Raw genomic sequence first — 12,737 nt, forward strand, 5'->3', positions numbered from 1 at the left:
GATGAAAAAATATTTAAAATACATAGCAATTGCTGCAGCGGGAGTTCTTGTTTTAAGCTGTGATAATTATGTGGATATCAAAACAGAAGGGAAACTAATACCTGAAGAAACATCAAATTATAGATATCTTCTAAATAACAGTTCTACATTAGACAAAACTTATGGTAGTATAGATGTAGCATCAGATGATATTAGTTTTCAAAATGAAGCTCATACCACTGCATTAGCGGCTGCAGATTACCTTCGACCTTTTAGAAATTTGTATAAATGGTCTGATGTTGTCTATTTTGACGGTGAGACGGATTATGATATGAGTAATCTTTATAATGCATTATACACTGTTAATGTAGTTATCAATGAAGTAATGAAAAGTAAAAATGGAACGGAAGCCGAAAAAGCAGCCATAAAGGGTGAAGCAGAAGTACATCGTGCTTTTATTTTTCTAACGCTGGTGAATACTTTTGGAAAAGCGTATGATGCCAATACTTCGGCTACAGATCTGGGAATTGTTCTTTTTACAACACCAACTGTTTCAGATGACATTAAAAGAAGTTCTGTACAGGATGCTTACAATCTAATTCTTAGCGATCTTAATGATGCAGTAAATTCAGGATTAAAACCTGTAAATTCTGGCAACAATGTGGCCTTTCCATCCAGAGCAGCGGCATATGCACTTTTGGCGAGAACCTATTTGTATATGCGTAATTATCCGCTGGCTTTGGAAAATGCCGAAAAAGCACTAGCATTACAAAACACACTTAACAATCTGGAAGATTATGAATTTGCGGCTTATCCGTCAAGAAAACTTGATAAAGAATTGATTTTATCAAAATGGAATGGATATAGTTCTTACTCTTATGCACCGCAAATATTATCGTTAAGCAATGAGTTGATCAATTCGTTTGATACCAATGATTTACGCTACGTACTTTTTACACAGCCATCAAGCAGTTTTAATTCGGAATATACTTTAGGAAGAACATATTCTAAAGAAGGTTTGACAGGAGAAAGCAGAAACGCAGGCCCTACTGTACCTGAAATGATGCTGATAAAAGCAGAATGTCTGGCGAGAGCAGGTTCTGGCGATTTAGCAATGGCAGAAATAAATAAATTAAGACAAAAAAGATTCAGAGCTTCACAATACACTGCTATGACAGCAGCAGACAGTAAAGACGCTCTAATCAAAGTTTTAGCAGAAAGAAGGAGAGAGTTAATGGCAACTGGAGGCTTTAGATGGTTTGATTTAAAACGCTTAAACAAAGAACCCGAATTTGCCAAAACCATTACCCATGATTTTGCAGGACAAACCTTCACACTTGCCCCAAATAGTGATCGTTATCAAATGCCTTTTGCTCCAATTTATTTTGAATATGCTCCAAACTTACAACAGAATCCATAATTTATTTAATTAAAAATGTGCACTCGATTTTTTCGGGTGCACTAAATTCAAAAAAAGAAAATGAAAAAATTAAAACTGGTACTATTTTTTCTGAGTATCACAACAGGTTTATTGGCACAAGATGCAGCACCGATGCAGAAAATTGTTCTGTCTCCTGAACATCCAAATCCAGGAGATGAGATCACTATAACTTATAATGCCGCCGACGGACCGCTGGCCAATGCCATGTATGTAAATGGGGTAGTGTATACCTATGATAATTTTAAATGGATTACGAATGATATTACTTTAAAAGCCGCAGGAGATAAAAAATGGGAAGCCAAAATGAAACTTTCAGAGCATGCTTCGTTTATTAACTGCGTTTTCAAATCCGATACCATAGTTGACAGAGGACAAAGAATGCCTCATGCTTACATGTTTGCACAAGTTCCCGGAGCGTATACAGGCTGGGGAATTTTGAGAAGCAGGGCCTTTCAAAATGAAGTTCCAAATGTGGTAAGTGACAGCGCATACATTGCAGATCAGGTTGGTTTGATGTGGATCAACTATGAATTGCAATACCATCCCGAAAGCCGCAAAAAAGTTTTTTACTACGGATTAAAATTAAAACAGCTTTCAACTGGTACCGATCAGTCTGCAGCTATCAAGAAAGAATTACGAGGTTTATTAGCCGAAAAAAATCTAGATAATACAACACAATATGATATTCAAAAGACATTGTATTTATTAGATAATTCGACAAATAAAGTATTTACAGATTCTGTTCAAAAGGTTTTAGTAACGAAATATCCTTTTGGTGTTTTAGCCAGAGACAAAGAAATTCAGGATATATTTAAAGAACCTGATTTTTCTAAAAAAGTAAAATCATATGATGAATTCAATAAAAACTTTCCGCAAAGCAAATTTGAAGATGTTTATACTGATGTAGAAAGTTTGTATTATGATAAAATGATTAAATCAATCGTTTATGGCTATATCGTAAATAATAAGGATTACAATTATGCTCTTAACAGTGTAAAATCAGTTTCTTTTACAAACTTATTGGACTATCACTGGCACTTAGTATCAATTCCTTTTGACAGAGATCACGAAGGAACTGAAAAAGCTTCTATAGAAACTTTAAAAAAGTATGCAGATATTTTTATGGGAGAAATGGAAAACAGATTAACCTATGTACCAAAAATGTTTGCTGGAAAATTATCATTGAAAGAATGGCAGGAGCAGGCTTTACAAATGATGGTCAGAGAATATTTTACTTATGCTAAATTGGCTGAAGCAACAAAAAACTATGATGTAGAAGAAAAATATATGGCAAAAATTAAACCTTTATACGGTTATAATGATGCTGTATACAATGAGGTATATACTAGAATGCTGTTACGAAAAGGACAAACAGCCGATGCTAAAAATTATATGGCACTTGCAGTAAAACAAAATCAGGTAACACCACAGATGCTGGCTTCTTTAAAAGAAATTTACCTAAAAGAAGGTGGTGCGGCTGCAGGATTTGAGGCTTACTTAGAATCTTTAAAATCTTTAAGCAATATTGAACAACATAAGAAGAAAGTAATTTCAGAATTGATAAACCTTCCAATTGCAGGTTTTGATTTAGAAAGCAGCAAAGGCGGCAGAGTAAAACTATCTGATCAAAAAGGAAAAATCGTAGTACTTGATTTCTGGGCAATGTGGTGCGGACCATGTAAAAATGCTATGCCGGGAATGCAGATGGCAGTTGAAAAATACAAAAAAGATGCGAACGTAAAATTCTATTTTGTAGATACGCAGGAATATATAAAGGATTATAAAGAGCAGACCCAGGCATTTATCAAAGAAAAAGGATTTGATTTTAATATACTGTATGATGGAAAAAATCCTAAAACAGGAAAGTTAGATCTAGTATATGAGCAGTACTCGAAAGCATTTAAATTTTCTGGTATTCCAGAGAAAATGATTATTGATGCCGATGGAAAATTACGCTGGATGTCAAACGGATATTTTGGAAGCCCAAGCGAATTGGTAGATGAAATTTCAATTATTGTTGAGTACTTAAAGTCAGAGAAAAAATAATGAAAGGATTATTTAATTTAAAGAAAACAAACCTTCTTTTAAGATCGTTAATTTTCTTGATGATGACCAGCCAGTATAGTTTTGCACAAACTATCTGGCAAGGCCAGCATCATTCGTACCGTATTATTTTATCGGGAAATATGAACAGCTACCAAACAGATTCGCTGAGTGTGAGTATTCCTGAATTAGATATCAATAAAAAAGTAGTTACTGAAATAAAAGGAGACAGCCTGTCTTTTAAAAATGAGATGTATGGTTTCTCTTTTAAAGGAAAGTATAACCCAGAGAAAACGGCTATTTTAGGAATCTTTAATTATTACTCCATTCCAAATACAGCAGTTGTTTTAAAAAAGGAAAAAGAAATACAGCCTTTGTTTTTTGCGCAGCATCCTAAAAAGCCATATCCGTATCAGGTTATTGATATGACTTTTCTAGGAAAAAGCACCAAATTAACCTACGGAGCAACCTTAACAATTCCGCAGGATAAAAAGAAGTATCCTCTGGCAATTTTAATTTCTGGAACTGGACAGCATGACCGAAACTACACCTATATGGGCAGGGAATTTTTCACCGTTCTGGCTGATGAACTCGCCAGAAAAGGAATTGCTTCTCTGCGTGTGGATGACAGGGGAACAGGTAAGACGTCGGGCGATTTTAAAAATGCAACAACAGGAGATTTTGCAGATGATGTTGATGCGCAGATTGCATACTTAAAAAGTGATAAAAATATTGATGCTTCTCATATTGGATTAATCGGCCACAGCGAAGGCGGGATGATCGCTTCAATTGTGAGTGCTAGAAATAAAAATGTAAAGTTTATGGTAAGTTTATCAGGTGTTGCAGTAAGCGGACTTGAAATGCTAAACCTGCAAAACACGGCAATTCTCAAAAATTATGGTTTTTCAGACAAAGTAGTGAATAAACAAATGGAAATGTATAACATCATGTTTAAAGCCGTTTATGATACAAAACCAACAGATTCTGTAACACCGGTACTGCAGCTAAAACTGGACCAGTGGCTCAAAACACAGGATTCGACTACTCTAAAAGAGATTCATATGTGGGGCGGACGCGAGAAAGATTTTATATACCGTTACAGTAAAGATGCAGAACGCAGATGGTACCGTTACTCGATTCATTACGATCCCAAGGATTATCTGCCAAAAATTGAAATTCCAGTTTTGGCTGTAAATGGAGATAAAGATATTCAGGTTCCCGCAAAGGAAAATCTGGAAAGTTTTAAAAAATACCTCAAAAGCAGCGACGTCACAACCAAAATCTATCCAAATCTAAATCATATGTATCAGCACTGCATAACCTGCAAGCAGAGTGAAAGTAAAGAAATCGATGAGGTTTTTGCCCCCGAAGTTTTGCAGGACATCTCTAATTGGATTTTGTCAAGGTATAAAAAATAATTATCTAATAAACATTTCTCCCGCCATTGTCAGGATTTGAAATTTAACAATGGCTGCGGAGGATTGAAAGCTGCACAAGGCAATTCTAAATATTCCAATAACATGAAAAAAATATTTCTTTTTATCGCAATTTTTTTTGCGGTAAGTAACCTTACTGCCCAAATTTACGATCCAGTTTCGTTTACTTCTTCCGTAAAAGAAATTGGAGAGAACAAATATACCCTAATCATAACGGCCAAGATCGATAAAGGCTGGCATATTTATTCTCAGAATGTGCCAAAAGGCGGGCCTGCACCCACAAGTTTTACTTTTCCTAAATCGAAAAATTTTAAAACTATTGGAGCTGTTGTTGAGCCAGAGGGACATGAGGTAGATGATCCGGTTTTTCAAATGAGGATTAAATACTTTGCAGACAAAGCAGTTTTCACCCAAGATATAGAACGAAAATCTGCAGATGCTTTTACCATCAATGCCAGCATATTTTTTATGGTCTGCAATGATAACAGCTGCCTGCCTCCAACCGATAAGGAAGTTAAATTCACATTCAAAAAATCAAATCTGCCGTTTCAAAACAATGAAACTTCAGCATTAAGTACAGCTCAAAAAAATACCGATTCGCCTGCCACAGATGAATCTACTGCTAAACAGGATACCACAAACAACACAACAGATTCTGTTTCTATTGCCAGCACAGACATTCCTAAAAACGTAAATAATACGGACCAAAAAGCTTCAACAGGAAAAACAGCCCCTGATGAAAGCTTATGGACATTATTTTTCTTCAGCTTTTTAGGAGGTCTTGCGGCTTTGTTTACGCCCTGCGTATTTCCAATGATCCCTATGACAGTAAGTTTCTTTACCAAACAAAGTAAAAATAAAGCTGCAGGAATTAAAAATGCAGTGATGTATGGTATTTTTATTATCGTGATTTATGTGATTTTGGGAAGTCTGGTTACAGCAATTTTCGGTGCAGATGCCCTGAATGCTTTAGCTACAAATGTTGTTTTTAATATCGTATTCTTTCTTCTCCTACTGGTTTTTGCGTTATCATTTTTAGGAGCTTTTGAAATTGTACTGCCAAGTTCATGGCTGACCAAAATCGATCAGAAATCAGAAATTGGCGGTGCTCTTGGTATTTTCTTTATGGCGTTGGCATTAGCTGTAGTTTCATTTTCATGCACGGGACCAATTGTCGGAACATTACTAGTACAGGCAGCAAGTCAGGCGGGAATTGCACCAATTGTCGGAATGCTAGGTTTTTCATTAGCAATTGCATTGCCATTTGCCTTATTTGCAGCGTTTCCAGGTTGGATGAATTCGCTCCCAAAATCTGGAGGCTGGCTGAACTCTGTAAAAGTAGTTTTAGGCTTTTTAGAATTGGCTTTAGCCCTTAAATTCTTATCGAATGCTGATTTAGTTTTGCAGCTGCATTTATTAGAAAGAGAAGTATTCCTTGCAATTTGGATTGCTATTTTTACTGTATTGGCTTTTTATTTGTTCGGGAAAATCCAATTATCGCATGATACACCTGTAACTCATATTTCTGTTGGAAGATTGAGCTTAGGAATTATCGTATTGTCATTTGTAGTTTATATGATTCCAGGGCTTTGGGGAGCACCGTTACAGTACATCAGCGGATTTCCTCCGGCAAAACAATACAGCGAATCACCAAATGGTTTTGGAAATACAGTAACGCAAAACACAGAAAAAGCAGCTTTACCAGAAGGCGCGGAAAGTGGTCCAAACGGAATTCCTACTTTTCATGATTATGAGCAAGGTTTAGCTTACGCCAAAAAAGTAAACAAACCCATAATGATTGACTTTACAGGATATGCCTGTGTAAACTGCCGCAAAATGGAAGAACGCGTTTGGCCAGATCCTAAAGTCTTGAATGTTTTAAATAACGATGTTGTTTTGATTTCTTTATATGTAGATGATAAAAGACCACTTCCAATTGAAGAACAGGTTGTTTCTAAAATTACTGGTAAAGTCTTGAAATACACAGGACAGAAATGGAGTGAACTGCAGATTTTAAAATATAAAACCAATGCGCAGCCTTACTACGTTTTAATGGATCATAAAGAAAAAGATCTAAACAAACCCTCTGCTTATAATCCAGATATTAACGGCTACTATGAGTGGCTACAGGAAGGGATTAGAAATTTCAAAAAATAAATCTGACTGCAAAAAGTATATAACTGCAGCGTAAAATCGAAACCTTAACCGTTTAATGATCTAATTATAATTATTGGTTTTTCATTCATTATTATTTTAGAAGTATTTGAATTAGTAAGCTTGTACACTATTTGAAAAACCTAAAAGAGCTGTTTTGCCAACAGCTCTTTTTAATTTAATTTATTTTTTCTCTTCATTTTCTTTTTGCAGATATGTAATGAAGTTCATTGGAGAAACTCCAGTTACTTTTTTAAATGTAATTGTAAACCTGCTATGTGATGAAAAACCGCATTGATCGGCAAGATAACTAATTTTATATTTTAGGTAGTTTTCATCATTTTTTAATCGGTCGATGATATAATTTATTCGCAGTTCATTGATGTAGCTAGCAAAATCTTTTGCTTTATGCTTGTTGATTACATAAGATAAATAGCGTTGGTTAATATTAAGTTCGGCAGCAACAGAATTTAGTGAGATATCTTTATTAAGATAATAGTGTGACTTTTTAAGCTCTTGTAATCCGTTTAATATACTATTTTCAGTTGCTTCGGACATATATTCTCTTGACGTATCTTTTTTAGCAGTTACTGCTTTCAATACTTCTTGATCGTTTTCTTCATTTAATGTAGCCGCCGCATTTTTATCAATAAAATTTTTAAATTTTTTATAATCTTGTTTTCTTCTATAGAAATAGATTCCTATGGTAAGTAAAACAATGCAGATACATATCCCAATAATAATATAGGTGCTTTTTTTGTAATTGGACTGATTTATTGACTGCTTTTTATGAAGGGTTTTAATTAAATCATCTGCAATAATTTTGCGATTGTACTCATCATCCTTCGTCAGTTTTACATTCCTTTCATTGTATTCAATATATTTTTGATTATCTGTTTTTTTATAAAATTCCATTAAAGAGGTATATACTTCCTGTTTAAGTGTGAAAAAATTAGAAGCCTCTGCTATTTCTTCAGCCTTTTGATAATTCAGGAGCGCCTTGGGATAATCTCCTATTGCAGTATAAACGCTGGCAAATCCATTATATATAAAACCTTTTAACGGGCTTTGCGATGACTGGGATGCTTCAAGTTCCTTATATGCCTTTTGATAATAAGTGAGAGAGGAGTCAGTTTTATTCAACAGCAGGAAATTTTTAGCTATCATTTCATCGTTTACAGCGGTCTGAAAATTGACATCAATACTTGCACCTGCTTTTTTAAACAATTGATTTCCTGCTTTAAGATTTGATATTGCTTTTGAATAATTTAAAGCATACATCTCATAATAGGCAAGTTCCTGTGATAAATTCCCCTGAAATTTATACATCTCGTTTTTATCCTTTATTTTTCTGCTGACAGCCACTGCTTTCTGGAGATGAATTTTTCCTATACTGTAAATTTCATTTTCTCTGTAGAGAGTTGATAGGAACCCATTTATTCGTGCCTGCATTGTATAATTTTGATCAATCAGCACAAGACTGTCAGCTCGTTTTAATGAAGAAATTGCTTCATTGCGTAACCCATATTGGCGCAGGATAGTAGCCTTTAACATGCAGGCTTTAATTCTTTCTAAATTATTTTGCGAAATTTTATACAGATAGTCAGTATTATGCAAGGCTTTCTTTGGGTTCGAGCTCAATAAAACCTGAGCCGTTTCCGAGAAAACCTTATCGTATTTTGAATTTTGGGAATAAGTGAAAGAATTAAAAATAGTAAGAATAGTAAATATGAAAAAAGATTTTAGGTGCATATAAATTAGTAATGTAAATATTAAATAATTAGGCTAATAGCAATAGTATTATTCGTTTTAACAGCTGTTGTAAGAATTTTAGAAGAATTTTTAAAATCTACTTTTTACAATTATCCTTGAGATTTTGATTCTGTTATTGAAAGATATTTATACTAGTAGATTTAAAAATAGAGCAATGTTCTAAAGTAGTCAAAATTATAATAAGTTAGTTAATTCTAGGCATTATTCACAAGATTAAATCTTTACGTTATAAATAATTTGTGGAATAGTTTTGAGTGGGAAAAACAAACTTTTTCGACTGTACTACTTTTATTCTCTTGATTGAGCGTTCAAGCTTTATCAATTAACTAAAAAATGAGAAGCAGCATCTTTGCTTTGAATGCATTTGTCAGTAATTCTATATACTCACAGCTCTTATTGCTTCAAAAAGAACTTTACAATGTGCTTTTTTAATGTTCTGTAAACGAGCTTTATATGTTTTTTTTCAGCATAGAATGTTTTTCTTTTTACGTAATAGATAAAGTGCCGGCCTAATTTGGCCCGATGTAGATATTTATTTTCGCACCCGGTTAGCGAAAAGCTATCGTAACTAAATTTTTCATTTTATGACATCGACTAATTACTGGAATTCATTCAGCTTCAAAAACGAAAAACTCTTAATTTATTTTTTATTGTACAGCTTGTTTTTTAGTTACAAGACTACAGCTCAAAATAATCTAAGTACAGTTTCTGAACAGTTCTATAAAACAATTTCTTTTGATGAAAAAATTGATTTTGGAAATGTTGATTCAGCCGCAACTTGGACAATTACAAATTCTAAAAGCAACAGCAGTAATTTTTTAAATGGCAGCGAAATCAATAATTACCAGTTTAAACAACCTGGTATATACGAAGTAAGCTTTCAGGAAAACGCAAAACATGACGGAGAATGTGATCATGCGGTTTTTCCAAAAAGATTTCGTGTTAAGGTAGAGCCTGTAAAGCTATCTTTTGATTTTTCAAAAGTCAAATTCTCTCAAAAGCTTGAAAGGGGAAAAAATTATTCAGATTTAATAATCAGTGTTCCTGCAGAAATTATATCAATAGATAATTCAATTACCCAATTACCAGCTCCAAAGATGTCAGTTGCCGGAATAGGCGTATTGCTTAACGCAGAGCCAGTTGAAAAGGAGATTATTTTGACAGCTAAAAATCAAATACTCAAATATAAGGTTTCAGGAACTATAAACAATGAAACGTATTTAATGTTTGATTTTTATGATTTCAATAATGAAGTAAAGACCTATAACCTGCCGCAGAAAATAAAATAACCGATAACTTATGATAAAAAACTACTTTAATTTTAAAAAAATATTGGACTTAAAAAACACACTATATCTACTTGTTGTGTTTTTTGCTGGCATTGAGCTCTCAAACGCTCAATGTGCTACGCCTATAGCTGGCTGTTCCAATACAGACTTATCGAATTTTGGAGCAGCGTCAAATAACAATGCTGCTACTATAGAGTATGATAACTTTGTTTCGAGCTGGCATACTACCATTGTAAGAACCTCTGACGGATCTTTTCAGACTTGGGGTGAAACAATTTCCAATACAGGCGCAAACCAGTTAGCACCTGTAACTATTAACAGAACTAATTTTCCTGCGTTATCAGCAGGGGCAGTTCCTTTAAAAGCAGCATTAGGAAGTACTTCTTCTAATAATGTTCAAGGAATACTTTTAGCGACAGATGGTTTGTATGCTTGGTCAAAACCAGGGATGGTGCTCGATGCATCGCTTACTACCAGTGCTGTTTTTCAAAAGCTTACTATAGGCGGAAATACTAATGGTCTTCCGGCTGGTGTAGCACCTGGTGATGTTAAGATGATGTTTGGAACTTACAAAACGCTTGCAATTACTACCTGCAGCGGCGATGTGTGGGTAATTTCACAAACTGCTGCCGTTAGAGGGAATGGAGCTTTGGGAAATAATACAACATGGTACAGAGTAAGGACTTCAGAGGCTGGTAATCCATTTTTGACTGATGTGGTGGCCTGCAGAGGTAATAATGACGGACTTATGGCATTGAAATCTGATGGGACTGTTTATGTGTGGGGAGTGAATGTATTTTTAGGAAACAGCACTGTTGCTGCAACTCAAAACTATGCCGCACCAATGAGCATTCCAGTTGGAATTACACCAAAAATGATTGGATCGACTGGTAATGGTACGCTGAGATCACATTATATTTTGGCAACAGATGGAAGTTTATACGCGTTAGGTAATAACACTAACAGACAATTAGGAGACTGGTCTACTGCAACTGAAAGATTAGCTTGGGTTCAGCCGCGATATAACTCTTCGAGTACTGCACTTATGAATGATGTTAAATGGTTTAGCCCTCAAGAACATGATTCGCAGTATGCTGCTATAAACGTTTTAACCAACGGCAATAAAATATATGCCTTTGGTAACAGCAACGGTTCGTTACTTGGAATAGGAAGTGGTACAGCTAATAATCCTACAACTCCGGGAGGCCTTCTGAATTCAGATAATATATTGGCCGTTGAGACTGGAGGACATACTTCGATGCTGGTAAAAAGCTGTGAAACTAAGTTTGGATATGTAGGACATAGAATTAGCGGAAGTATGGGAGATGGTACTAGTAATAGTACTAATGAAACTAGTTATACTTTCGCAACAGCGAATGTGCAGATATGTGGTGCGGAATCCAATCCAGCTATCCAGCCGATTTCAACAGGAGGAGGACCAGATTCAAAATATTGTGTCGATGATCCTGTTTTATTAAATCCAACTCCTGCGGGAGGTACATTAAGTATTGTTAGTGGTCCTGGCAGCTTATCAGGAAATACTTTGAACTTTACTGCGGTAGGAACGGTTTCAGTTCAATATACTGTAACTACCTCGTGCGGCGGAACATCAGTTACAACTCGAAGTTTTGATGCCGCGCTTTGTCCTGCCGACCTTGAAATTACAAAAGTGGCAGATAATTCTGTAGCAAGTGTTGGAAATACTGTGGTTTTTACCATTACAGCCAAAAATAATGGACCATATAAAGCTACTGGGGTAACTGTAAATGATGTACTCCCATCAGGATATAGTTTGGTTAGTGCGGTGCCTTCGTCAGGTACCTGGTCAGCACCCAATTGGACGATTGGTTCCCTTGCAAATGGTGAAAGCGCTTCTTTATCAGTTACAACAACGGTAAATGCGACAGGATCATATACTAATACTGCCAGTATTTCTGGAAATAACCCTGATGGTACTGCAGGAAATGATTCAGCAACTGCTGCACCTGTAGTTAAGGCAGATCTTTCGGTAACAAAATCGGTAAATAATGCTACTCCAAGTGTTGGATCAACAGTTACATTTACAATCACAGCTTCCAATGCAGGGCCAAGTACAGCAACAGGAGTTAAAGTAACAGATGTTCTTCCATCAGGCTATACTTTTGTAAGTGCAACACCTTCAACAGGAACATGGTCAGCGCCAGATTGGAATATTGGAAATCTTGCCAATGGAGCCAGTACTACTCTTACAATGGAAGCAGTTGTGAAAAGTACAGGAATTTATGCTAATACAGCAAGTATTTCAGGTGAGGAGAGTGATGTGACTCTAGGTAATAATTCTGAAACGATTACACCAACAATTAATAATGCTCCAGCAGCTGTAAAAGATATATATACAGTTGCAGAGGACAATACAGTTACTTTAACACCGCTTATCAATGACACGGATGCTGACGGCGATGCACTTTCTATTGTTTCAATCAACGGAACTGCATTAACAGGTTCAGCTCAGGTTATCACCGTTCCAGACGGAACAGTTAATATTTCGGCTTCAGGAGTAATTACTTTTACGCCATCAGCGGACTTTAATTCGGCAGCACCGGTAATTTTCCCTTATGTGGTTACCGATGGAACTCTTACAGC

General features: G+C 35.4%; 7 protein-coding genes. 6 read left to right on the forward strand and 1 reads right to left on the reverse strand.

The features are described from left to right. The first annotated feature begins 1 nt into the window (after position 1). The 4 genes from EDB96_RS17045 to EDB96_RS17060 all read left to right on the forward strand — a co-directional run bounded on the left by EDB96_RS17045 (position 2) and on the right by EDB96_RS17060 (position 7,056). On the forward strand, positions 2–1,399 hold the full coding sequence (locus tag EDB96_RS17045) for a RagB/SusD family nutrient uptake outer membrane protein (RefSeq protein ID WP_134142155.1): 1,398 nt from the start codon (positions 2–4) through the stop codon (positions 1,397–1,399). A gap of 60 nt (positions 1,400–1,459) precedes the next feature. Next, the gene (locus tag EDB96_RS17050) at positions 1,460–3,466 is read left to right on the forward strand and encodes a TlpA disulfide reductase family protein (protein WP_134142156.1); all 2,007 of its coding nucleotides are present in this window, start codon (positions 1,460–1,462) and stop codon (positions 3,464–3,466) included. Then, positions 3,466–4,881: an alpha/beta fold hydrolase gene (locus EDB96_RS17055; protein ID WP_134142158.1), complete on the forward strand. Its 1,416-nt coding sequence runs from the start codon at positions 3,466–3,468 to the stop codon at positions 4,879–4,881. Before EDB96_RS17050 ends, EDB96_RS17055 begins: the two co-directional genes overlap by 1 nt. Positions 4,882–4,983: 102 nt before the next feature. Then, entirely contained in the window at positions 4,984–7,056 is a 2,073-nt protein-coding gene (locus EDB96_RS17060; RefSeq protein ID WP_134142159.1) for a protein-disulfide reductase DsbD family protein, read from the forward strand. Between the two features lie 180 nt (positions 7,057–7,236). On the opposite strand, the gene EDB96_RS17065 is transcribed toward EDB96_RS17060, so the two are convergent. Beyond that, positions 7,237–8,805 (reverse strand): helix-turn-helix domain-containing protein, encoded by a 1,569-nt coding sequence (locus EDB96_RS17065; protein ID WP_134142161.1) that lies wholly within the window; start codon positions 8,803–8,805, stop codon positions 7,237–7,239. 605 nt (positions 8,806–9,410) lie between these two features. Between EDB96_RS17065 and EDB96_RS17070 the strand changes: the two genes are divergently transcribed. Then, positions 9,411–10,115 (forward strand): hypothetical protein, encoded by a 705-nt coding sequence (locus tag EDB96_RS17070; protein WP_134142162.1) that lies wholly within the window; start codon positions 9,411–9,413, stop codon positions 10,113–10,115. A 10-nt stretch (positions 10,116–10,125) separates the two neighbouring features. Beyond that, positions 10,126–12,737: Ig-like domain-containing protein (locus tag EDB96_RS17075; protein WP_134142163.1), on the forward strand; the 2,612-nt coding region annotated here is incomplete at its 3' end.

The organism is Flavobacterium sp. S87F.05.LMB.W.Kidney.N (assembly GCF_004366435.1).
Classification (GTDB): Bacteria; Bacteroidota; Bacteroidia; order Flavobacteriales; family Flavobacteriaceae; genus Flavobacterium.

Bases quoted from the DNA above. Each gene is read 5' to 3' on its own strand.
- EDB96_RS17065 (WP_134142161.1), bottom strand. From the start codon at position 8,805: ATGCACCTAAAATCTTTTTTCATATTTACTATTCTTACTATTTTTAAT.
- EDB96_RS17070 (WP_134142162.1), top strand. From the start codon at position 9,411: ATGACATCGACTAATTACTGGAATTCATTCAGCTTCAAAAACGAAAAA.
- EDB96_RS17050 (WP_134142156.1), top strand. From the start codon at position 1,460: ATGAAAAAATTAAAACTGGTACTATTTTTTCTGAGTATCACAACAGGT.
- EDB96_RS17045 (WP_134142155.1), top strand. From the start codon at position 2: ATGAAAAAATATTTAAAATACATAGCAATTGCTGCAGCGGGAGTTCTT.
- EDB96_RS17055 (WP_134142158.1), top strand. From the start codon at position 3,466: ATGAAAGGATTATTTAATTTAAAGAAAACAAACCTTCTTTTAAGATCG.
- EDB96_RS17060 (WP_134142159.1), top strand. From the start codon at position 4,984: ATGAAAAAAATATTTCTTTTTATCGCAATTTTTTTTGCGGTAAGTAAC.